This is a genomic window from Arthrobacter globiformis, assembly GCF_030818015.1.
In the GTDB taxonomy this organism is placed as follows: domain Bacteria; phylum Actinomycetota; class Actinomycetes; order Actinomycetales; family Micrococcaceae; genus Arthrobacter; species Arthrobacter globiformis_C.
Genome location: NZ_JAUSZX010000001.1, coordinates 3,196,842 through 3,217,515, shown reverse-complemented (window position 1 = coordinate 3,217,515; position 20,674 = coordinate 3,196,842). Strand labels below are relative to the sequence as shown.

Here is a 20,674-nt window from a genome sequence, read left to right as displayed (position 1 = left end):
GCAAGGACCCGGCGTAAGCAGAGGTCCGGTCCCCGACACGGGACCGGACCTTGCTCTGTCCGACACCCTTCGCCATTTGCCCTTACCTCGGTGCCTTTCCGCGGGTAGGGTGGCGCCAGGAGGGGAAACCATGGTCAGCCAATTCAGGGATGCCGAGGCGAACATTGTTGTCGCCGCACAGCCGGAGCGGGTTTGGAAGGCACTGACGGATCCCGCCGACGTCAAGGAATACTTCCTCGGCACGCACGTCACATCCACCTGGCGGGAAGGTGAATCTGTGACGTTTGAGGGGGAGTGGCAGGGCAAGTCTTATCGGGACAAAGGGACCGTGCTGGAAGCCCGCCCCAACGAACTTTTGCGCATCACCCACTACAGCCCTTTATCGGGACTTCCCGACGAGCCGGAGAACTACCACACCGTGGAGTACGGTCTGGAGCCCGTCGCGGAGGGCACCCGGGTCAGCATCACCCAGGGCAACAACAAGAGTGATGGCGAGGCGGCGGAGTCGGAAAAACTTTGGGGCATGGTGCTTGGCAACCTCAAGGAGTATCTGGAGGACTGACCTGCATGGGGCTTGCGGCCCTACCGCTATCGGCCGGCCTGCACCCTGCGCCGGTGCGCAGCGGCGCGCAGCTGGATGATCCGCGCTGCGCCGGCCATGGCCACGAGGACACCTCCGCCGACTGCCGCGATGAAGAGCGACATCCCCAGCGACACCGCCCCTTCCAGGCCGAAGAACTTCACCTGGACGAGTTCCTGGTTCTGCAGGATAAAGGCGATCAGAAGCACCAGAACCACCAGCGCCGAGGCCACTGCCGCCCAGATCATCCCGGCACGGGTCACGCGCCGCTCGGGCTCCACCGCACCTGGCTGCGGTGACGCAGTTCCGTCGTAGCCCGGAATGGCGGCTGCGCCGGGATGGCGGCCCGCGGCGCCGGTACCTGCAGCCGCGTCCGACGGAGTCGGGTCAAGGGGCGCTGCGGCGCCTGGCTGACCTGCCGCCGGGCTCGGAGGCCGTGGCGTCTCCGGATCGGTGGGGTTTCCGCCGGACTGGCTGTGTTGCATGCGGGTGTTCCTTCCTCGACGGCGGTCCAAGTTGGGCCAGCCTGTGCGAATCGCCGCAAATAACCGGCGCCCAATCCGATCATAGGCACAGTCTGCCCGCAATAGTAAGCATGCTTTGCAATTTCCGCCGGGCAAAGAAAAACGCCCCGCTCCGAAGACCGGGGTGTCCATGATGGCCCTGTGCATCGATAGGATGTCCGACCCATCACAACGCACCCTATGAAGGGCCCCCACTGCTTCGTGGGTCTCTTCCGCAAGTCGCATAACTGCTTGGTAGAAAAACAATGCGACAGCCTGTGCGGGCTTTGTTCTACACTCGACAGTACGCATACCGGGCGTACCCCCAATTTGCCCAAGTAGTACACACCCTCACGAAGGGAGGGCGCACCCCAATGCGCCGCAATCGTGTTATCGCTGGAACGTCCGTTGTTCTCCTCGGCGTCGCTGGTCTCGTGGCCGCGTCCCTCGCCGCCGGCGGTGGGAACACCGCAGAGCAGGCGCCGGAACCAACCACGACTGCCGCGGCGCCATCGCCATCCCCAGAGTCACCCGGCGAGACCCCGGCACGTGCGGGTGAGGTGAGGATCGCTGCTGTGGGAGACATGAACGGCGAGAAGACATCGTCACCGAATAGCGCGTCCGGGCGCAACGGTGCGGCGATCACCAGGCTCGTGCGGACCAACCAGATTGACGCGTTCTTGGGGCTCGGGGACTTCCAGTACGACACCGGGTACTGCGCCGACTACGTAAACTACTGGACGAAGCTTTGGGGTGGCACGAAACCCAAGTTGTACTGGGTGTCCGCACCCAACCATGACTGGCAACCCGGACGGAACGAAGACCTCGACAACTTCATGAACGGCCAATGCCCCGGTGCCCCCGCGAAGGCTGCGATCAACCAGCAGCGCGGATTCATCGGGAACGGGGCCCCGTACTCGAAGGACTTCGGGAAATGGCACTTCGCCTTCCTGTCGTCCGCGCACTGGCGGTACAACCCGGCACAGGCCAAGAAGCTGACGACGTGGCTGGACAAGGACCTCGCTGCCGCGCAGGCGGCAGGTAAGCATCTGGCGGTGGTGCACCACGACCCGTACTTCACGTCAGACACCGACGAACACGGGCGGTCCGCTGAACTCAAACCGTGGATCGACGTGATGTGGAAGCACCGGGTGCGGTTCACCCTCTCAGGGTCACAACACAACTACGAACGCTCATGTCCCGTGAACAACGCTGACCAGTGCGTCAGTGACGGGATCACAGCGTTCCAGGTTTCCACGGGAGGTATCGGCCTCCGCTCCTTCATCAGCAATCCGTCATACATCGTGAAGCGGTTCAACGACACTCACGGCTTCCTTCGGATGACACTCCGAGACAATGGGTCTTTCGACTGGAACTTCGTTCCAACGTCGGGATCGAGCAAAGACTCAGGTACGCGTCCCGCACCAAAGTAAATGCCACCGCCAAGCATCCCCGACCCACGAGCACCATCAACGTTAAGCCAAGGAGGTCGCCGAAGGCATCATCGGCAAGGACCCCAACGACATCGTCAGGATCTACGCCAAGCTCCTCTGGGCTGACGCCCTGCAGCCAGGCGACCTCGTATACCCACACTGTCCTGCGAACGGGAGGCCTCGCCGCCGTGGAACCGCGATTGAAACGGCCTCTCAGCAATCCCCACCGCACTGACGACGCCGCCCTCGCCCTCGACGTCCACGATCCGCCGGACCCTGCAACCGCAGACCTTATCCGTCCCGAACCGAAGAGACGCCCGAGGGCCTCCCTGCACGGACTACCAGCCCAGACAAAGAAAAACACCCCGGTCCGAAGACCGGGGTGTAACTGATGACCCGACTCATCCGGAAAGGATGTCTCGACTCACCACACTGTGCCCCAGGAGGGAATCGAACCCCCGACCGGCGGATTAGGGGATGCTGCTTTTCGTCATCATTCATCCTCGCCCAACAGTCTCGAGATTCCGCGAAACAAGCCGGTGTGCGCGATCGTTGCATTTCAAGATTTGTCATTGATGCCGAGTTCGGGGGCGACTTCTTCGGGTGTCCGGAACAGTGCTTTCGCCGGCGCTAGAGACGTGCGCTGACGTTCTTCTGGTTGCCCTGGCCATCCTTCCACCTCTTCCGCACACTTGCTGAGAGGCCGGTGTCCGCCTTTAGGCTCGGTAGGAAGAGATCTAAGCCAGTCCTGGAGTTCATCGGCCAGAATGATTGGCTTGGTGTTCGCGTATCGGGCTAAGAGGTCGTGGCGACGTATGGCGATGCGAAGCGTGCTCACCGTATAGCCGGTGGCTGTGGCTGCCTCTTCTAGGTTGTAAGCGAGCTTGGACTTTTCAATGGGCGCCGGATCCACGTTCATGCCGCCGATGCTAGGCCACGAAGTCGACGCTTGGTACGTATGCTCAACGGATGGATGATGCCCCTATGGTCACTGCAGCAGATGTTGCCGTAAAGGCTCAACGTGTCTACCGCGATGGTTTACGGAATGTGCCGGATCGGATGTGCGGCTGAATCCCGCGACATTCCGGGGGTTTTTGTCGTTGAGCGCAGTTGGTCAGGATGGCCGTTTGTGGACCTCCTGCGGACTTTGCCGGCCGGAAAGCCTAAGCCTCCGCTGAGAACTGAGAAGCCCCCTCTGGGCTTACGACTGGCGGGCGCTTCTTGCTGCGGAAAACTTGAGGTTTCCTTGATTTGAGCGGCGTATAGTCCTGTGAGCCGGCGCCGCTACACGCCTTCTGCGGCTCCGGTGGTGGCCCGCCCTGTCCCCAATCGGGGCGGGCCACCACTTCTTAGCGGGGTGCCGGTGGCTCTTTGAGGCCGTTCCTGAGGTTGTACGCCCGGTTCCTGGCCTTCTGCCTCTCCGTCCCGATCCGTGTGCTCCTTGCCCGCATAGCAGGCGGACCTACGGGCGTCTTGCGCGGCATCGCCTTGATCTCTTCAATGTCTTCACGGCTGAACCGGATGTCGGTCGGTGTGATCCTGATGTGCGGCCAGTCCGAGACGCGAGCATAGATGGTGCTCGTCGACACCTTGAGCATCTCCGCCACTTCCTTGACGGTGAAGACCTCGTCTTCCATGGGCTAGATCGCAGCGTTTGTGACAGGGCCCCCGATTGAAAACCAAAGAAGCAGCCTCCACACATGGGGGGAATGCGGAGGCTGCCACTGATAACGCTAACAACCTCCTATTATTCACACAACTTTATAAGCCTGCAGCCATTCGCCATCCGTTTTTCATTTGACCGTCGTATCATCCGTTTACCGCTGCCGTAAGGGGGTCTCGATGTAATCTACGGCCTCGGTAGGTGGCCCGCTCCTGTCTGGGGGAATGAGCGGGCCACCGCTACCCTATTCATTGACTACCAACGGAACGGGTCGCCCTCTGGCTCGGCCCACGTCGCTTTGTCCTTTCTGGTCCCCGCAACTGGGTGGCAGGATGAAGCGTGGACATAATTGGTTTCCTGGAAGCCCGAATCAGCGAAGACGAAGCCGTCGCCCAAGCAGCGTCCCCTGCGCCCTGGGAATGGTTCGGGGAAGCAGGAACGCCCGCGTCAGCGCTCTACTCCGCGAACGAACAGGCTGTACTTGACGCATACGCATACGCAGACCACGCACCCGGGTACCTCGCCTGCAAGCCCGAAGACCGGCTTTACATCGCCCAGTTCAACCGGGGGCAGGATCCTTGCTGAATGGGTGGCCAAACGGCAGATGCTTGCTAACGTCCCGCTCCGGTGCGATCGTGGCCATTTATGACCACGACCGCCGCCGGAATTTCCTGGATCCCAGTGATCTAGGGCTTTTCTTTTTGCCTGTTGGCGAGAACGGCTATTTTGTTGGCGAAAAACGGCACAGCTAGGGGACAAGCATGGAACAGCCACAGGACAGAACGGGACAAGGCGAGCACGCTGGTGAGCGTGACGCGAGCATGAGCAAGCTGAATCAGATCCGGTCTGATGCGACGCTCGTTGCAGACCAGTACGGCGCGATGGATGCGACAGAGTCCATTGTGATTGAGATGGCCGAGGACACGCTGTGTCTCGTCGCCGCGCTTGACGCCGTACTGGAGCTACACAATTCAGATGGGCAGAGATGGGTCGGGTTTCCCCGCGCCGACCGTCAGGAGCGCTACTGCACGCACTGCAACAAGGCGGCTCCGTGCCCGACCATCGCTGCTGTCATTTCGGAGTTGGAGGATCCCCGTGGCTAGCATCGTCGAGTTCCTCGAAGCACGCATCGCCGAGGATGAGGCAGAAGCGCGGCGTGACCTTGAAGGGCTCGCCATGACCGAAGCAAAGGCTGACCTACGTGTTTTCGCTGAGTGTGAGGCCAAGCGAAAAATCATCGCCCTAGCGGACGACGTGGAACAGATGGACGCCCAGCTTAGCGCCGAGTCGGGCGGTGAGGACCTAGGAACAGCGGACGCGATCCTCAAGGCCCTGGCCGCCGTCTACGCCAGCCACCCGGACTACCAGCAGGAGTGGACCCGTGGCTAGCATCCGGACCCGGGAGACGAAGAAGGGCGCGTCCCACACAGTGACCTGGCGTGATCCTGAGGCCGGCCTGAAATCCCGCACGTTCGATGACAAGCAGAAGGCGCAGGAGCTCGAGGACTTCCTCGACTCGAACGGCAACAGCTTCAAGCTCGCAGCCAAAGCGAAGGTCCGCAAGGACTCCACCGCGCCGACCGTGGCAGAGGTCGTCGAGGACCACATCAACCAGCTCCGCAAGCCCCCAGCCAGGCACCGTCAGCAAATACCGGCGGCAGCTGGCCAACCACATCGCCCCCAGTGACCTCGGCAAGACACCGGTGGACCGCGTGGACCGGGAAGCTGCAATCCTGTGGATGGATGGGCCCGTGGCCCAGTCCCGCGCCAACCAGCCCACCGGGCAGCCGCTCTCGCGCAAAACCAAGGCGAACATCCAGGGATTTTGATGGAGTGACTCGCAAGGTCGAGGCGCGGGCGATCGCCAAGTCGAAGAATGACCGGGGCTCCAAGGCGGAGCAGGCTTTGATTTCAGCGTTGAAGGAGCGGGCGATGCCGGCCGGTGAGGACATCACGGCGGACACACGAATGAATAGGTTGGCGGAGGTCTGGTGGGTTGAGTTTAAGGACCAGGATCGCCCCATCAACACGCAGCGACGCTATCGGGAAGTCCTGGATTCGTACGTTTGTCCAGGGGTCGGTGGCCTCGCGATCAGGGAGGCGACGGTGTCGCGCCTGGATCGGTTCCTCAAGGCGACGAGGACCCAGCACGGAAACGGATCTGCGAAGCTGGCCAAGACCGTCCTGTCGGCCATGTTGGGCCTGGCGGCACGCCATGGGGCCATCGAATCCAATCCACTTCGCGACGTCACCAAAGTCCCTGTGAACCGGAACGAGGTGCGGGCGCTGACCGTTGAAGAGGCGGCCGCGCTGCGGGCCGGCCTGTACCAATGGCAACTCGACTCTAGTCCCCCGCGGCCGAAAGCGCCCGAGCGACCTGCTTCATGTCGTCGATGTCATGCTTGCCACCGGCGCCCGGATTGGGGAGGCTTTGGCGCTCAGGTGGAAGGATGTTGACCTAAAGGCCGAGCGGGCCACGCTCACCGTCACGGGAACGGTCATCTATGTGCCGGGAGAGGGGATGATATCCAGGAGCACCCCAACTCCACCAACTCCCGGCAAAGGTACTTCCTGCCGCCTTTCGCGGTGGAGATGCTCATGCGCCGCCAAGTCCAGCAGCTTGAAGCGAATCCATGGGACGTGGTCTTCCTCTCGTCTACGGGCACCTTGCGTGAGCCTGGCAACTTCCGCAAGCAGTGGCGGTCCGCCCGAGATGACATCGGGTTCCAGTGGGTCACTCCGCACACGTTCCGCAAATCAGTCGGCACGCTCCTGGCCAATGCCGAGGGAATGGCCTCGGCATCGGCGCAACTAGGCCACTCGAATGAGCAGATCACAAGCCGGCATTACGTCCAGAAGACGCACCAGGCCACGGACATGACTGCGCTGCTGCAGGCCTTTGGGGGAGGGGCTCTTTGATGGTTGCCGAGGCTGCCAGCGCAGCAGCATCCACTTGGGATTTCTGGACGGTCACGGGTGGACGTCCAAGTTCAACGTGCTGATGTACTACCTGCGGCTCAAGTGGGTTGGCAAGGTAGTGGAGACCGATGACTCAGATCGGCAGATAGCCATTCTCCGCCTGTATCGGATGTCGGCGTTGGGCAAGTCGATTCCGGTGGGTAATCGGTGGATTGCCCAGTTCTCAGCTAAAAAAATAAAGCGGCCCTGATCGGCGTTTCCGCAGGTCAGAGCCGCTTTTCGTGTGCCCCAGGAGGGAATCGAACCCCCGACCGGCGGATTAGAAGGCCGCTGCTCTATCCCCTGAGCTACTGGGGCAATGGCTTTCCGGCACATTGCTGGCGCCTAAAAAGTCTACATTGACTTGCGTGCTGTCAGCGTCAGGCGCGTGGCTGTTTCATCCTTCCGTTACCCGCCTCCCAAGCTTGTTTTCCACATACGGAACTTCGACTCTCGCGGTCCCCCTGCTGCCGGTTGATGCTTGGAATGCCTGCAAGGGGCACGACAATTCGAGACAGGACACCAACATGACCGACACCGTTACGATCCGCGGCTTCGTTGCCACGGAGATCCGCAGTTCAACAACTCCCGGGGGCGTTCCCACCGCCTCATTCCGCATCGGTTCCACCGAGCGGCGGTACGACCGCACCGCGAACGCCTGGGTAGACGGCAACATCAACTGGTTCACCGTCCAGGGGTACCGCCAGCTGGCCGGGAACATGGGATGCAGCATCAAGAAAGGTCAGCGCATCGTCGTCGTGGGCAAGCTGAAATTGCGCAGCTGGGAGAAGGACGGGCGCATCCACCATGAGGCCGAGATCGACGCGGATGCCGTGGGCCACGACCTCAAGTATGGCACCGCCAACTTCATCCGCAATTCCGGTAGCCCACAGGCCGCTGACGCATTTGGTCCCGCAAACGGCGACCGCAGCGCCTCCGGGTCCTCGGCTGTGGGCGAAGACGGAGCCGACGAGGACCGGGAGGAAGATGACGAATCCGATGAAGACCCGGCCGCAGCAGGCATCTTCGTGGACGACACCGGCGACGAGTCGCAGCTCGATGCGGAAACGGGCGAACTCACCGGAGCGGCTGCCTGAACGCCGGTGGCGTGCGGCACCGCACCCCCTGGCGGTGCCGCATGGCAGAATGGCAGCGTGATGCGAGCGATGACACCCCAGCGGAACAAGGCAATCCGCGGCAAGGCAACTAGTGCCCGGCGAAATGCCAAGAGGGTTACAGGCCGGCTCGCTTTGGCGGCTGTATTGCTCTCGGCGCCCGCCGCCTGCACCGTTCCATGGGATCAGGCGACCGTGAACCAGACGGCGGAAGGACAGGCCGCCGGAGAAAAGGCGGCCACGCAGACTGCCACGGCAGCGGCGGCGGCAGCCTCAGCCTCAGCGTCGGCAAAACCGTCGGCATCTGCGGCGGCCACCAAAGCGCCTGCCGCCGCCGGGGCCACGGCGGCGCTGCAGCGGACCATGACTGACGTCCTGGGAAGCGTTGTCGCAGCCAACCCCAAGCCGGCCACGGCGGACATCACGGCGGCGCTCACGGCGGCTGGCGTTCCGGCGCGGAGCCTGGAGGTCTCGGCGGGGCGCACGCCCACCGGACTCGAGGTGGATTCCATGGAAGCGGCGGCGGTCCAGGCAAAGGAATGTGTGATCGGCCAGATCCGTGAGGGAAAGGTGACGGTGACCGTGCTGCCGGCGCTGTCGAACGGGAAGTGCTTCGTGGGAGCCCCGGCCTGACGCGAATGTGAGATATGCCCGCCAACCCACTAGATTTGGAACCATGGCGGAATTTATCTACACAATGACCAAGGCCCGAAAGGCTGTTGGCGAAAAACTTATTCTCGATGACGTAAGCATGTCCTTCTTCCCGGGTGCCAAGATCGGTGTTGTTGGCCCCAACGGTGCCGGTAAGTCCACCATTCTGAAAATCATGGCCGGCCTGGACACCCCCTCCAACGGCGAGGCCCGGCTCAGCCCCGGCTACACCGTGGGCATCCTGCTGCAGGAGCCGCCGCTGAACGAGGAGAAGACCGTCCTGGGCAACGTCCAGGAAGGCGTGGGCGAGATCTTCGGCAAGATTCAGCGCTTCAACGCCATCTCCGAGGAGATGGCCAGCCCGGACGCAGACTACGACTCACTCCTCGAGGAGATGGGCCACCTGCAGGAAGCCATCGACTCCGCCGACGCCTGGGACCTGGACTCCCAGCTCGAGCAGGCCATGGACGCCCTCCGCTGCCCGCCGGCCGACGCGGATGTCACCCTGCTCTCCGGTGGTGAGCGCCGCCGTGTGGCGCTCTGCAAGCTGCTCCTGCAGAAGCCGGACCTCCTGCTCCTTGACGAGCCCACCAACCACCTCGACGCCGAGAGCGTGCTGTGGCTGGAACAGCACCTCTCCAGCTACGAGGGCGCCGTTCTCGCCGTCACCCACGACCGGTACTTCCTGGACCACGTCGCGGAATGGATCGCCGAGGTGGACCGCGGCCACCTGTACCCCTACGAGGGCAACTACTCCACCTACCTGGAGAAGAAGCGCGCTCGCCTGGAGATCCAGGGCAAGAAGGACGCCAAGCAGGCCAAGCGCCTCGCCGACGAACTCGAGTGGGTCCGCTCCAACGCCAAGGGCCGGCAGACCAAGTCCAAGGCGCGTCTGGCACGCTACGAGGAAATGGCGGCCGAGGCAGACCGCACCCGGAAGCTGGACTTCGAAGAGATCCAGATCCCGCCGGGACCGCGCCTTGGCGGCCTGGTCCTCGAAGCCAAGAACCTGCAGAAGGGCTTCGACGACCGCACCCTGATCGATGGCCTGTCCTTCTCCCTGCCACGCAACGGAATCGTCGGTGTCATCGGCCCGAACGGTGTGGGCAAGTCCACGCTGTTCAAGACCATCGTGGGCCTTGAGCCCCTCGACGGCGGCGAGCTGAAGATCGGCGACTCGGTCAAGATCTCCTACGCCGACCAGAGCCGCGGCGGCATCGACCCCAACAAGACCCTCTGGGAGGTCGTATCCGACGGCCTGGACTTCATCCAGGTGGGCAACGTTGAAATGCCGTCCCGCGCCTACGTTGCGGCGTTCGGGTTCAAGGGACCGGACCAGCAGAAGAAGGCAGGCGTGCTCTCCGGTGGTGAGCGCAACCGCCTGAACCTGGCGCTGACCCTCAAGCAGGGCGGAAACCTGCTCCTGCTCGACGAACCGACCAACGACCTCGACGTCGAAACCCTCAGCAGCCTGGAAAACGCGCTGCTGGAGTTCCCGGGCTGCGCCGTCGTGGTCTCCCACGACCGCTGGTTCCTGGACCGGGTGGCCACCCACATCCTCGCCTACGAAGGTGACGAGGAGAACCCGTCGAAGTGGTACTGGTTTGAGGGCAACTTCGAATCCTATGAGGAGAACAAGGTGCAGCGCCTCGGCCCCGACGCCGCCAAGCCGCACCGCGTCACGCACCGCCGCCTGACCCGCGACTAATCGTGAGCTCGAAAAGGCCGGCCCCGGGATTAAACCCGGGGCCGGCCTTTTCGTATCCGGAGTCCGTCAGGCCTTGCGCATCTGATGCTGCAGGATCTTGGTCTGGACAGCCCCGGCCACTTTGCTCTTGATGTCCGTCGGCACCCGGACCATGCCTTCCTGCGCCACGGACGCCACGTGCAGGCCCTCCCGGTTGAAGATCTTGCCCGTCGCGAGGCCGCGCGCTCCCTGGGCGCTGGGTGATTCCTGCACATACAGGAGCCACTCGTCCACACGGACGGGACGGTGCCACCACATGGCGTGGTCGAGGCTCGCCACGCTCATGCCCGGCGTGATCCAGCTCAGCCCGTGCTTGCGGAGGATCGACTCGAGCAGCGTGTAGTCGCTGGCGTAGGCCAGCGCGGCGCGGTGCGTGTTGGCGTGGTCCGGCATGGGGCTGAAGGTCTTCATCCACACGGCGTTGCGTGCCTCCTTCTTCCCCGTGGCCGCCACATACAGGGCAGGATCCACATGGCGGATGTCGAAGGGCCGTTCGTACGCCCAGTGCCGGGCGACGGGGTGGTCGAACTTGCCCAGCAGGTCAGCGGTGCTGGGCAGCGTCTCCGGGTCGGGGATGCCGGCAGGCATCTCGGACTGGTGCTCAATGCCGTCGTCGAAGGCTTGGAATGAGGCGATCATGGACAGAATCGGCGTGCCGTCCTGGTAGGCGTGCACGCGCCGGGCCGAGAACGAGCGGCCGTCCCGCAGGCGCTGGACCCCGAAGGTGATGGGCTTGTTCGCGTCGCCAGGCCGGAGGAAGTAGCCGTGCATGGAATGGACGGTGCGGTCCTCGTCTATGGTGCGCATTCCCGCGATCAGGGACTGGGCCAGGACCTGGCCACCAAAGACGCGCTGATGCGGCTGGCGCTGCGACGGACCCATGAAAATGTCCTCGTCGGTGCGGGCGCCTTCCAGCTCGCCGAGGTCAAGCAGTTCCAGGAGGGAGTTCGTGGGGTCATTCGTGGGCAAGGCCTGCAATCCGGCGTCCGCTTCAGTCATGGTTTGACTCTAGACGGCGCCCCGGTACCGCTCAACCGGGCCCCAGCCGGTAGTGTTCTTAACGTGTCTGATCTCCTTACCCAGTCTTTCCGCTTCGCCGACCCCCGCGACCTCGCCGATCTGAAGACCTTCGCCACCCGCGCCAAGGCCATCGATGACGGCGCCATCCGCCTGCAGGCGGCCGGCACGGTACTGGCAGCCTACGTCTGCGTGCTCCGCCCCCGGATCCTGGGGGAGTCCACCCCCACGATTCTCGGCCTGCGCACCATGGGACTGGCGGAGCCGTCCGCCGTTGACGTCACGGTTCCGCTGGCAGCAGTCCTGGACCGGCTGGCCCGGGCAGGCGAGAACGACGCCGACCTGCCGGTCCCGCCGTCGACAGTCACCGAATCATGGGCCGGCGTGGGCGCGCCGCGCAGCGGCTGGGAACTGGTGGACACCGTGCCCGACGCCGAACTGCGGCGGGCCGCCGAAGCCGGCATCGCCGAGGTGGCCGGCATCGTCCCGGACAAGCCCGGAGCCATGATCGTGAACAATGCCCGGGCCGCCGTCTGGGGACGCGGCCTGGAGGAACGGCACGGCGTGCCGGCGGGAGCGGCGTTCGCCGCCCTAGCCCTGGGATTCCTGGGCGAGGACGAACAGAAGCTGTACCGTTCCGGGCGCTGGTTCCGGCTCAGCGGCAGCCGCGGGCACGTGCTGGCCCGGACGGGCGCCGGCCTGCTTTAAGCCAAGCTGGTCGGTGCCGGCCGGTTCCCGGCCGCGAAAGAGGAGCCGCGGTATTAGCCCTGCGCGTCGGACGGGCTGTTCACCATGGAGAGTGCAGCGCGTTCCATGTAGTCCCACAGCGTGCCCTCATGCAGCGGCGGCAGGTCCAGGGAATCGACAGCCGTCCGCATGTGGTACAGCCACCGGTCCTTGGCCTCGGGCGTCACCCGGAACGGCATGTGGCGCATCCGCAGCCGGGGATGGCCGCGCTCCTCGCCATAGGTGGTGGGGCCGCCCCAGTACTGCTCCAGGAACATCAGGAAGCGGCGCTTGGCAGGGCCCAGATCCTCTTCCGGATACATGGGGCGCAGCAGCGGATCGGTGGCGACGCCGTCGTAAAAGACGTCAATGAGCTTCACGAACGTCTCGTGGCCGCCGACGGCGTCGTAGAAGTTGTCCGTGTAACCCGGCTGGCTGAAGGGGTCGTTGCGCATCAGCGGCTTGCGGACGCCCGGCTCCGGCGGGGTGGGGAGGGATGGAATGGTCATGGCTACTCTCCGGCCTTCTGCTGGGGTGCGTGTTCGGCATCGGCCGATTCGTCCGGCTCGGCGGGCGGGACGTAGTTTCCTTGCGAGCGGTTGCCTACGCGGAGGATCTCGCCGTTGCGGAGGTACCAGATGGCGCCGTTCTCGTCGCGGACGCGCGTGATCCTCAGCCCGATCGATTCCACGACGCCCACCACCTCGCTGGTTTCAATGATGTCGCCGATGCCGTACTGGTCCTCGATGGTGATGAAGATGCCGGCGAGGAAGTCCCTGATCAACTGCTGGGCGCCAAAGCCGATGGCGATACCGAGGATTCCCACGCTGGTGAGAAGCGGAGCCACGTCGACGTCGAGGTTCTTCAGCATGTAGATGCAGGTGATAACGGCGATGACCACGCCCATGCCGCTCTTCAGCAGCGAGCCGATCGTGTTGGCCCGCTGCACGCGCCGCTCATGGTCCAGGGCGCGCAGCGCCGGTGCCACCCAGCGGAAGTGCGGTTTCTTGAACAGTGACGTGCCGTTCGCCACGCGCCGGGTGATTCTGGCGATCAGGAAACTCGCGATCAGCCACAGGACGATGCCTGCGCCGAGGCTGATGGCCACACCGGCCAGGTCAAGTCCGGTGGGCTCCAGTGAGGCCGAGGGCGTTGTGAACATGCTGTACATCTGCAGGAAGGCTCCTTGCTGCTGTCCGGCGGCTGCCGGTCTCCGCGCTTACCGGGGAGGCCGGCCGCTCTTTGGTCGCTTTTAAGCCTAGCTGGGTCTGGCGCTGGTTAAGGACTTCCGGCTGTGGTAAAGGGAGCGTGCAGTACGGGGAAATTTACGCTACGGGCAATGAAACACACCTGGTTGGCCTCATCGTGCATCTGTTCCGCCCGGGCGATGTGCCCAGGATCCGCAACCGTCACGTGAGGGCGGAGCGTCACGGTTTCGAACTGGCCACTGCCGTCGCGGTTCAGTCGCATCGTGCCGGTGGCGTTGTCCTCATAGGACAGGACCACCACGCCGTGCCTCACCGCGACGTGCAGGAAGGAGAGCATGTGGCACTGCGCCAGCGCCGCCAGCAGCAGTTGCTCGGGGTTGTACCGGGAGCGGTCGCCGTGGAAGGTGGGGTCAGCCGAGCCCCGCAGGACCGGCAACCCGGGAATCTCGATGTCGTGGTCCCGGGAGTAGTCCCGGTAGGACGACGTGCCGCTTCCAAGGTTGCCGGTCCAGCGGACCGTCAGCGCATAGTGGTGTTCGTCGAGCGCCACTGATCCGTCCTAGACGTCCGCCGCGCGGGCCCGCAGCGCCCGGGCCACGCCGTCGCGGTTTTCCAGCATCATCCGGCGCAGCGCAGCGCTCTCCTCAGGCAGCGACGCCAGGAACTCGTCGGTCCGGTCCACGGTGGCCTGGCTCGTCAGCTGCGCGGGGTACAGTCCGACGACGATCTGCTGCGCGAGGGCATGCGTCCGTTCGGCGACGATCCCGGGCACGGCCTCGAAGTACTTCTCCGAGTACGGCTCCAGCAGCGCAGTGTCCAGCACCCGCGTGAAGCCGGCGACTGCCGAGGCCTGGATCGCGTTGGAGAGATCGCCCTTGACCACGATCGACTCCCAGGCCTCGGCCTTGGCCTCCGCGGTGGGGATGGCAGCCTTGGCCAGGGCTGCCGCGTTCTGGCCGCTGGAGGTGTTGTCCCGTTCCAGTTCCGCGTCGATGTCCGCCTGGCCCAGCCTGCCGCCGGCTACGAGGGCGGCCACGAGCTCCCAGCGGAGGTCCTGGTCCACAGTCAGCCCGGCCAGGGCGACCGAGCCGTCCAGCAGCCCGGCGATTTGGTCCAGCTGCCGCCCGCTGCGGGCCAGGAGCGCGAACGACTTAATGAACTGCAGCTGGGCGTCCGAACCGCCCGGCACGTCCGAGGCGAGTTCCCAGAGCCGGTCGACGGCGGCAACGGTGGTGGCTTCGCGGTGCTCCTCGGCCACGTAGAAGGTGAGTGTCGTGGCCAGCTGCCGCAGCTGCACCAGAATCACGGAGGAATCAGACTCGGAGGCGATGTTGGCCAGGATCAGGTCGACGTATCCGCGGGCGGGGCTTTCCCCGTCCCTTGCGGCGTCCCAAGCCGAGCCCCACACCAGGGTCCGCGGCAGGCTCTCGCGGAAATCCTTCAGGTGCGCCGTGGCCGTGGCGAGGGACTGCTCGTCCAGGCGCACCTTGGCGTAGGCGAGGTCATCGTCGTTGAGCAGGATCAGGTCCGGGCGCTTGAGTCCGGCCAGTTCCGGCACTTCGGTGCGTTCGCCGTCGACGTCCAGCTCCTCGCGGTGCACGCGCTCCAGCGTGCCCTCGTCGGTGAGGTCATAGAACCCCACTGCCAGGCGGTGCGGCCGGATGGTGGGCTGCTCGGCAACCGCGGACTGCAGGATGGCAAAGGACGTGATCGAGCCGTCCGCATCCACTGCCAGCTCCGGCTTGAGCGAGTTCACGCCGGCCGTTTCCAGCCACAGGCGGCCCCACTGGTCCAGGTCGCGTCCGCTGGCCTTCTCCAGTTCGACCATCAGGTCGCCGAGCTCGGTGTTCCGCCAGGAATGCTTGGCAAAGTACTCGCGCACGCCGGCCATGAACTTGTCCGGCCCCACCCAGGCCACAAGCTGCCGCAGCACGGAGGCGCCCTTGGCATAGGTGATGCCGTCGAAGTTCACCTCGACGTCCTGCAGGTCGTCGATTTCGGCGAAGATCGGGTGGGTCGTGGGGAGCTGGTCCTGGCGGTAGGCCCACGACTTTTCCACCGAGGCGAACGTGGTCCACGCGTTCTGGAACTTGGTGTTCTCCACCGCGGCCAGGTGCGACATGTATTCGGCAAAGGACTCGTTGAGCCACAGATCGTTCCACCAGCGCATGGTCACGAGGTCGCCGAACCACATGTGGGCCAGTTCGTGCAGCACGGTGATGGCGCGCCGTTCCACCTGCGCCTCCGGGACCTTGCCGCGGAAGACATAGCCCTCGAGGATGGTGACCGCGCCGGCGTTTTCCATGGCGCCGGCGTTGAACTCCGGCACAAAGAGCTGGTCGTACTTCTCAAACGGGTACGGGCAGGCGAACTCGGCCTCGAAGAACTCGAATCCCTGCCGGGTGAGCTCAAAGATGTTGTCCGCGTCCAGGTACTGCATGAGGGACTTGCGGGCGAAGACGCCCAGCGGCACAACGCGGCCATCCGAACTGGTGACGTCGCTGCGCACCGACTGGTACGGACCGGCGATCAGGGCGGTGACGTACGAGGACAGGCGGGGCGTGGGCGTGAAGTCCCAGACCGAGCGGGCGCCGCCGTCGTTCCCCGGGGTAGCCGCCACCGGCCCCGGCGTCGGGGAATTGGAGATGACATCCCAGTGCGAGGGCGCGGTGACCCGGAACCGGAAGGTGGCCTTCAGGTCGGGCTGTTCAAAGACGGCGAACATCCGGCGCGAATCCGGCACCTCGAACTGCGTGTACAGGTACACCTCGCCGTCCACCGGGTCCACGAAGCGGTGCAGGCCTTCGCCGGTGTTCATGTAAGGGGCGTCCGCCACCACGGTCAGCTCGTTGTCCGCAGCAAGGTCCGGCAGCTGGATCCGGACGCCGTCGGACACCTCGGCCGGGTCCAGTTCCCGGCCGTTCAGCGTCACGCTGTGGACAGCGTCCGTCACGGCGTCGATGAACGTCGACGATCCCGGCGCCGCCGTGAACCTGACGGTGGTGGTGGAACCGAAGACTGTCTCACCCCTGGTCAGGTCCAGGCTGACATCGTAGGAGTCGACGGCGATCAGGGCGGCGCGCTCGCGTGCTTCGGCGCGGGTCAGGTTCATGCCTGGCAAGGTTATGCCTCCAGAGGTTGTGGTGGCCGGACGGGCCCGGCCCGCAGGCTGCAGCTCACGGTGTTCACGGGCGCTGTTGCATCACTGTGAAGTCATTGTTTCATTTCGGCGCCGCTTGGCAAGTTACCTGGCTCACTTGGCTGGTTCATTGCCGTAGCCAGTCCCCTCCAGCGGGCCCCGCGCAGGGGTAGCGTTAAGGCATGGGAAAGATCCTCGATGCTGTGGACACCAAGGCGCTGCGGTTCGCGATCGGCTTCCCAGTGTTGCTTGCTACCGGGTTCGCGGTCTGCGCCGTGCTGTTGCGGCCGGATCTGCCGGAGCCGCTGGCGGTCATGTGGAATACCAACGGCGGTACCGCCTTCGCGCCATTCCCCGCCTTTGTGGGCGGCGGGGCCGCCCTGATTGTCCTCGTCGGCTGGCTGGTGCTGTTGCAGGCTGTGCCGCTTTCGCGGCCCACCGTGATGCGCCGGATCATGATGGGCGCAGGGCTGACGGTGAGCCTTTTTGTCACCGCCGTGCTGGCGGCCGCCCTGGTAGGCCAAGCCGGGGCGGCGGACGCCCGGGAATCCAGTGTGGATGTGATTGTCCTGGCCATGGGCAGCGGTGCCGCGCTGTCCTTGGGGGTGATCATTGGATTCGTCTTCAAGGCGGACCACCAGTGGACCCCGGAGGACGACCGCGCCCTGCAGCACGCGCTGGAGCAGGAGCTCGATCCCGATCTTGCCGGGGATTCCGTGCGGTTCTGGGTGCATGCGCGCAGCTCCGTCTTTGTCATGATCGCCATCGCCAGCCTGTTTCCCGCTTCGCTGATTGCCATCGCCGTGCCGTGGCTGGGGGCCCTGCTGGTGGCGGCCGCCCTGGTTGGGGCCGCGTTCCTGTTCGCCAGGGTCACCGCGGACCGCAGCGGACTGCGCGTTTTCCTCGCCGGCATCCTGCGCGTCATCGATGTCCCCGCTACCGCCATCTCTGCAGCCCATCCGGCGGACGTCCGCGCCGCCGACTACGGCGGCTGGGGCTACCGCAACCACGACGGAACCGCAGCGGTGCTCGTCAGCAGCGGCCCCGCCGTCGTCGTCCGCAAGACCGACGGCCACCGGCTCGCCGTAAGCGGCGGAAACCCCGACTCCGCTGCCCTTCTGGCGGAGGTCCTGACCCGCGTTGCGGCACGGGCACGCCGCGACGCCCGCCCGCCGGCCCAGGGTGACGCGGAAGCGTAACTGCCCGGGCGGCTCCTCACTGGCCGAGGCACACCGAGTACTCTTGGATCTGTTGATTTGACCTGTACCAGCCCGGCTGCGCCCCGGTGCTCATGACTGAACGGAAGCTACCGTGACAACAAACCCTGCATTTCCGCGGGTCCACATCGCCACCGACCACGCCGGCATGGAGCTGAGCGCTCACCTGGTCAAGCACCTGACGGCGAACGGCTACGACGTGGTGGATCACGGCCCCAAGGAATACGACGCCCTGGACGACTACCCGTCGTTCTGCATCAACGCGGCGCTCGCAGTGGTTGCGGACCAGGAAGCCGGCGTCCACGCACTGGGCATCGTGCTGGGCGGATCCGGAAACGGCGAGCAGATCGCGGCCAACAAGGTCAAGGGCGTCCGCGCCGCCCTCGCCTGGAACCACGCCACCGCCACGCTGGCCCGCGAGCACAACGATGCCAACGTCGTGGCTGTCGGCGGGCGCCAGCACAGCGTCGAGGAGGCGACGTCCCTGATCGAGGCCTTCCTGCAGGAGCCTTTCAGCAACGACGAGCGGCACATCCGGCGCATCGGCAAGATCGCCACCTACGAAACCACCGGCGAGATCGTCGAATAGTGCCGGAAGGCCACTCCATACACCGGCTGGCCCGCCAGTTCGCTGACGTGTTTGCCGGCGAGCGGCTGGCTGTCAGCAGCCCCCAGGGCCGCTTTGCCGCCGGCGCCGCCCTGCTGGACGGGCACACCATGATGCACGCGTCCGCGCACGGCAAGCACCTGTTCCTGCACTTCGAGCACGGGCTGGTGCTGCACGTCCACCTGGGCCTCTACGGGGCCTGGGATTTCGGCGGGGACAGACAGTTCCGCGGTGCCTCCAGCATTGGCGCGCCCCGCAGGGTGGGGGAGCGGGAAGTGGCCGACCGCACCGGCGACACTGTTCCGGCCGAGTACGCCGGCCCGCCGGCGCCGGTCGGAGCCGTGCGGGTCCGGCTGGTGAGTGACCATGGCTGGGCCGACCTGCGCGGCGCCACCACGTGCGCGGCCATCACCGACGCCGAGGCGGCAGCCGTGCTGGAGCGTCTGGGTCCGGATCCGCTCCACAATACCGGCGGCAGCCGGGACGACTTCATCCGGCGCATCCTGGCGAAGCGGACGCCGCTCGCCACGTTGCTGATGGACCAGAAGGTGATTGCCGGCGTCGGGAACGTCTACCGGGCCGAGGTGCTGTTCCGCGGCCGGATTGACCCCCTGCTTCCCGGCCGCGCGCTCACGGCGGACGCCGCCGGCCTCCTCTGGGACGACACCGCCGCGGTGATGGCCGACGGCGTCCGCGACGGGCGGATCATCACCACCACCGCCGGCTTCTGGACCCGGAGTGATCAGCTTCCGCCGGGGGAGGAGGCGCACTTTGTCTACCGCCGCCATGGCCAGCCCTGCCGCGTCTGCGGCACTCCGGTTGCCCTGGCCGAACACGCCGCCCGCAAACTGTACTGGTGCCCGTCCTGCCAGCAGCCCGCCTGAGCTGACCGGCTGCGGGCGAGGAAGTGGCGGGCGATGACTGACGGGCCGGTACGGGAGTATTCCTGGGCGCGGGTCTCCGCCAGGCGCCTGGAGCGCCAGTGGCTTGCGGCTCCTTCGCAAACCGGTACCCCGGCCGACATCGTGCGGGCCATGTGCGGCGCGCACGCCCAGGTAATGCAGGCCGCGGAGCTGTCCGTGGGGATTCGCGGCGCTGGAATTTCCAGGGGCGACGTCCGCAAAGCGCTCTGGAGGACGGAAACCTGGTCAGGACCTTCGGGCCACGGGGTACCGTGCACCTGCTGCCCGCAGCCGACCTCTCCCAGTGGACCGGGGCGCTGGGTGCCATTCCGCCCGCACCGGCGGTGGGACAATTCCTGACATCCGGCCAGACGGATGAGATCGTGGCCGCAATTGCAGACGCGCTGCGGGACGCCGAGCTGACCGTCGACGAACTCACTGACGCTATTGTCGCCAGAACCGGTACCTGGGCGGCTGAACCGATGATGCCCGCATTCCAGACCGTGTGGCCGCGCTGGCGCGCGGCGATGGGGACCGCGGGCTTCCGCGGGGCGCTGTGCTTTGGCGCCGGCAGGGGCCGGGCAACGACATACCGCAGCCCTGGGCAGCTACTTCCCGGGTTCCGGCCGGCCGATGCTGCGCCGGCGCTGGGCTGGCTCGTCCGGGCCTACCTGCAGGCCTACGGACCCGCTACCCCCGCGCATTTCGCCCGGTGGCTGGCGGTTCCGCGCCAGTGGGCGTCCGGCCTCTTTGATGACCACCGCGGAGAGCTGGCCCAGGTCACCGTGGCAGGGATGCCGGCCTGGGTGCTGCGGAGCGACACCGGGGCCATCACCACGGAACCTTCGGGCATCAGGCTGCTTCCCTACTTCGATTCCTTTGTGGTGGCCGGCCAGCCCCGGAATCTGCTGTTCCCGGGTGTGGCAAGTACCCGTGCCCTGGCCAGGGGGCAGGCTGGTAACTATCCCGTCATACTCATCGACGGCGTTGTCCGCGGACTGTGGCACCATCGCCGTTCCGGAAAGAAAGTGGAGATCACTGCCGAGCTGTTCCAGTCGGCGGGGGCATCTCAGCTGGAGGAGCTGGCCCAGCAGGCGGATCGGGTGGGAAACTTCCTCCAGTCGGAAGCGCGCCTCACCCTCGGCACGGTGGATGTCGGGGGTCACGCCTAAGCCCCCGGCATCACCATGGGCAGCCTTAACGTGAAA

General features: G+C 65.3%; 24 protein-coding genes and 1 tRNA gene. 16 read left to right on the top strand and 9 right to left on the bottom strand.

The window, feature by feature from the left end:
• The first annotated feature begins 130 nt into the window (after positions 1-130).
• Positions 131-562: an SRPBCC family protein gene (locus QFZ23_RS15045; RefSeq protein ID WP_306924095.1), complete on the top strand. Its 432-nt coding sequence runs from the start codon at positions 131-133 to the stop codon at positions 560-562.
• A gap of 26 nt (positions 563-588) precedes the next feature.
• Here QFZ23_RS15045 and QFZ23_RS15040 read toward each other — a convergent pair whose 3' ends face one another.
• Complete coding sequence (locus tag QFZ23_RS15040; protein ID WP_306924093.1) at positions 589-1,065, bottom strand: LapA family protein; 477 nt, start codon at positions 1,063-1,065, stop codon at positions 589-591.
• A 392-nt stretch (positions 1,066-1,457) separates the two neighbouring features.
• Between QFZ23_RS15040 and QFZ23_RS15035 the strand changes: the two genes are divergently transcribed.
• Positions 1,458-2,516 (top strand): hypothetical protein, encoded by a 1,059-nt coding sequence (locus QFZ23_RS15035; RefSeq protein ID WP_306924091.1) that lies wholly within the window; start codon positions 1,458-1,460, stop codon positions 2,514-2,516.
• Positions 2,517-3,075: 559 nt separating this feature from the next.
• On the opposite strand, the gene QFZ23_RS15030 is transcribed toward QFZ23_RS15035, so the two are convergent.
• Together QFZ23_RS15030 and QFZ23_RS15025 are read right to left on the bottom strand one after the other, a co-directional pair.
• On the bottom strand, positions 3,076-3,435 hold the full coding sequence (locus QFZ23_RS15030) for a hypothetical protein (protein WP_306924089.1): 360 nt from the start codon (positions 3,433-3,435) through the stop codon (positions 3,076-3,078).
• A gap of 430 nt (positions 3,436-3,865) precedes the next feature.
• On the bottom strand, positions 3,866-4,153 hold the full coding sequence (locus QFZ23_RS15025; protein ID WP_306924088.1) for a helix-turn-helix transcriptional regulator: 288 nt from the start codon (positions 4,151-4,153) through the stop codon (positions 3,866-3,868).
• Between the two features lie 365 nt (positions 4,154-4,518).
• On the opposite strand from QFZ23_RS15025, the gene QFZ23_RS15020 reads away from it, so the two are divergent.
• The 6 genes from QFZ23_RS15020 (at position 4,519) to QFZ23_RS14995 (ending at position 7,098) form a co-directional block, all read left to right on the top strand.
• Positions 4,519-4,764, top strand: a complete 246-nt coding sequence (locus tag QFZ23_RS15020; RefSeq protein WP_306924087.1) for a DUF6221 family protein — start codon at positions 4,519-4,521, stop codon at positions 4,762-4,764.
• Between the two features lie 236 nt (positions 4,765-5,000).
• Positions 5,001-5,282: a hypothetical protein gene (locus tag QFZ23_RS15015; protein ID WP_306924086.1), complete on the top strand. Its 282-nt coding sequence runs from the start codon at positions 5,001-5,003 to the stop codon at positions 5,280-5,282.
• A complete protein-coding gene (locus tag QFZ23_RS15010) occupies positions 5,275-5,568 on the top strand; it encodes a DUF6221 family protein (RefSeq protein WP_306924084.1) in 294 nt (97 codons plus the stop codon). The genes QFZ23_RS15015 and QFZ23_RS15010 overlap by 8 nt, the downstream gene beginning before the upstream one ends.
• Entirely contained in the window at positions 5,561-5,866 is a 306-nt protein-coding gene (locus QFZ23_RS15005) for a hypothetical protein (RefSeq protein ID WP_306924082.1), read from the top strand. The genes QFZ23_RS15010 and QFZ23_RS15005 overlap by 8 nt, the downstream gene beginning before the upstream one ends.
• A 146-nt stretch (positions 5,867-6,012) precedes the next feature.
• Positions 6,013-6,636, top strand: coding sequence for a hypothetical protein (locus QFZ23_RS15000; RefSeq protein WP_306924081.1), 624 nt, complete (start codon positions 6,013-6,015; stop codon positions 6,634-6,636).
• A gap of 141 nt (positions 6,637-6,777) precedes the next feature.
• Positions 6,778-7,098 (top strand): tyrosine-type recombinase/integrase, encoded by a 321-nt coding sequence (locus QFZ23_RS14995; protein WP_373427884.1) that lies wholly within the window; start codon positions 6,778-6,780, stop codon positions 7,096-7,098.
• Between the two features lie 284 nt (positions 7,099-7,382).
• Here the strand turns inward: QFZ23_RS14995 and QFZ23_RS14990 are convergent.
• A tRNA-Arg gene (locus QFZ23_RS14990) sits at positions 7,383-7,455 on the bottom strand.
• Positions 7,456-7,664: 209 nt separating this feature from the next.
• On the opposite strand from QFZ23_RS14990, the gene QFZ23_RS14985 reads away from it, so the two are divergent.
• The 3 genes from QFZ23_RS14985 to ettA are packed head-to-tail and all read left to right on the top strand — an operon-like array spanning position 7,665 to position 10,611.
• The gene (locus QFZ23_RS14985) at positions 7,665-8,234 is read left to right on the top strand and encodes a single-stranded DNA-binding protein (protein WP_306924080.1); all 570 of its coding nucleotides are present in this window, start codon (positions 7,665-7,667) and stop codon (positions 8,232-8,234) included.
• 60 nt (positions 8,235-8,294) lie between these two features.
• Positions 8,295-8,885, top strand: a complete 591-nt coding sequence (locus tag QFZ23_RS14980; protein WP_373427941.1) for a DUF6993 domain-containing protein — start codon at positions 8,295-8,297, stop codon at positions 8,883-8,885.
• Positions 8,886-8,928: 43 nt separating this feature from the next.
• A complete protein-coding gene (gene ettA, locus QFZ23_RS14975) occupies positions 8,929-10,611 on the top strand; it encodes an energy-dependent translational throttle protein EttA (RefSeq protein ID WP_306924077.1) in 1,683 nt (560 codons plus the stop codon).
• A gap of 66 nt (positions 10,612-10,677) precedes the next feature.
• Here the strand turns inward: ettA and QFZ23_RS14970 are convergent, their stop codons facing one another.
• The gene (locus QFZ23_RS14970; RefSeq protein WP_306924075.1) at positions 10,678-11,649 is read right to left on the bottom strand and encodes an acyl-CoA thioesterase; all 972 of its coding nucleotides are present in this window, start codon (positions 11,647-11,649) and stop codon (positions 10,678-10,680) included.
• Positions 11,650-11,712: 63 nt separating this feature from the next.
• Here QFZ23_RS14970 and QFZ23_RS14965 point away from each other — a divergent pair, with 63 nt between their 5' ends.
• Complete coding sequence (locus QFZ23_RS14965; RefSeq protein WP_306924073.1) at positions 11,713-12,375, top strand: hypothetical protein; 663 nt, start codon at positions 11,713-11,715, stop codon at positions 12,373-12,375.
• 53 nt (positions 12,376-12,428) lie between these two features.
• Here QFZ23_RS14965 and QFZ23_RS14960 read toward each other — a convergent pair whose 3' ends face one another.
• The 4 genes from QFZ23_RS14960 to pepN all read right to left on the bottom strand — a co-directional run bounded on the left by QFZ23_RS14960 (position 12,429) and on the right by pepN (position 16,713).
• On the bottom strand, positions 12,429-12,902 hold the full coding sequence (locus QFZ23_RS14960) for a globin (RefSeq protein WP_306924070.1): 474 nt from the start codon (positions 12,900-12,902) through the stop codon (positions 12,429-12,431).
• Positions 12,903-12,904: 2 nt separating this feature from the next.
• Entirely contained in the window at positions 12,905-13,564 is a 660-nt protein-coding gene (locus tag QFZ23_RS14955; protein ID WP_306924068.1) for a mechanosensitive ion channel family protein, read from the bottom strand.
• Between the two features lie 107 nt (positions 13,565-13,671).
• On the bottom strand, positions 13,672-14,151 hold the full coding sequence (locus QFZ23_RS14950) for an OsmC family protein (protein ID WP_306924067.1): 480 nt from the start codon (positions 14,149-14,151) through the stop codon (positions 13,672-13,674).
• A 9-nt stretch (positions 14,152-14,160) separates the two neighbouring features.
• Positions 14,161-16,713 (bottom strand): aminopeptidase N, encoded by a 2,553-nt coding sequence (pepN, locus tag QFZ23_RS14945; protein WP_306924065.1) that lies wholly within the window; start codon positions 16,711-16,713, stop codon positions 14,161-14,163.
• A gap of 209 nt (positions 16,714-16,922) precedes the next feature.
• Between pepN and QFZ23_RS14940 the strand changes: the two genes are divergently transcribed.
• The 4 genes from QFZ23_RS14940 (at position 16,923) to QFZ23_RS14925 (ending at position 20,638) form a co-directional block, all read left to right on the top strand.
• Positions 16,923-17,939, top strand: coding sequence for a hypothetical protein (locus QFZ23_RS14940; protein WP_306924064.1), 1,017 nt, complete (start codon positions 16,923-16,925; stop codon positions 17,937-17,939).
• 112 nt (positions 17,940-18,051) lie between these two features.
• The gene (locus tag QFZ23_RS14935) at positions 18,052-18,546 is read left to right on the top strand and encodes a ribose-5-phosphate isomerase (protein WP_306924062.1); all 495 of its coding nucleotides are present in this window, start codon (positions 18,052-18,054) and stop codon (positions 18,544-18,546) included.
• Positions 18,546-19,448, top strand: a complete 903-nt coding sequence (locus QFZ23_RS14930) for an Fpg/Nei family DNA glycosylase (protein WP_306924060.1) — start codon at positions 18,546-18,548, stop codon at positions 19,446-19,448. Before QFZ23_RS14935 ends, QFZ23_RS14930 begins: the two co-directional genes overlap by 1 nt.
• A 290-nt stretch (positions 19,449-19,738) precedes the next feature.
• Complete coding sequence (locus QFZ23_RS14925) at positions 19,739-20,638, top strand: winged helix DNA-binding domain-containing protein (RefSeq protein WP_306924058.1); 900 nt, start codon at positions 19,739-19,741, stop codon at positions 20,636-20,638.
• Positions 20,639-20,674: the final 36 nt, after the last annotated feature.

Excerpts from the sequence above, each read along its gene's own strand:
- QFZ23_RS15045 (WP_306924095.1), top strand. The coding sequence starts at position 131 with ATGGTCAGCCAATTCAGGGATGCCGAGGCGAACATTGTTGTCGCCGCA.
- QFZ23_RS15040 (WP_306924093.1), bottom strand. The coding sequence starts at position 1,065 with ATGCAACACAGCCAGTCCGGCGGAAACCCCACCGATCCGGAGACGCCA.
- QFZ23_RS15035 (WP_306924091.1), top strand. The coding sequence starts at position 1,458 with ATGCGCCGCAATCGTGTTATCGCTGGAACGTCCGTTGTTCTCCTCGGC.
- QFZ23_RS15030 (WP_306924089.1), bottom strand. The coding sequence starts at position 3,435 with ATGAACGTGGATCCGGCGCCCATTGAAAAGTCCAAGCTCGCTTACAAC.
- QFZ23_RS15025 (WP_306924088.1), bottom strand. The coding sequence starts at position 4,153 with ATGGAAGACGAGGTCTTCACCGTCAAGGAAGTGGCGGAGATGCTCAAG.
- QFZ23_RS15015 (WP_306924086.1), top strand. The coding sequence starts at position 5,001 with ATGAGCAAGCTGAATCAGATCCGGTCTGATGCGACGCTCGTTGCAGAC.
- QFZ23_RS14995 (WP_373427884.1), top strand. The coding sequence starts at position 6,778 with ATGCGCCGCCAAGTCCAGCAGCTTGAAGCGAATCCATGGGACGTGGTC.
- QFZ23_RS14985 (WP_306924080.1), top strand. The coding sequence starts at position 7,665 with ATGACCGACACCGTTACGATCCGCGGCTTCGTTGCCACGGAGATCCGC.
- QFZ23_RS14980 (WP_373427941.1), top strand. The coding sequence starts at position 8,295 with ATGCGAGCGATGACACCCCAGCGGAACAAGGCAATCCGCGGCAAGGCA.
- ettA (WP_306924077.1), top strand. The coding sequence starts at position 8,929 with ATGGCGGAATTTATCTACACAATGACCAAGGCCCGAAAGGCTGTTGGC.
- QFZ23_RS14970 (WP_306924075.1), bottom strand. The coding sequence starts at position 11,649 with ATGACTGAAGCGGACGCCGGATTGCAGGCCTTGCCCACGAATGACCCC.
- QFZ23_RS14960 (WP_306924070.1), bottom strand. The coding sequence starts at position 12,902 with ATGACCATTCCATCCCTCCCCACCCCGCCGGAGCCGGGCGTCCGCAAG.
- QFZ23_RS14955 (WP_306924068.1), bottom strand. The coding sequence starts at position 13,564 with ATGTACAGCATGTTCACAACGCCCTCGGCCTCACTGGAGCCCACCGGA.
- pepN (WP_306924065.1), bottom strand. The coding sequence starts at position 16,713 with ATGAACCTGACCCGCGCCGAAGCACGCGAGCGCGCCGCCCTGATCGCC.
- QFZ23_RS14940 (WP_306924064.1), top strand. The coding sequence starts at position 16,923 with ATGGGAAAGATCCTCGATGCTGTGGACACCAAGGCGCTGCGGTTCGCG.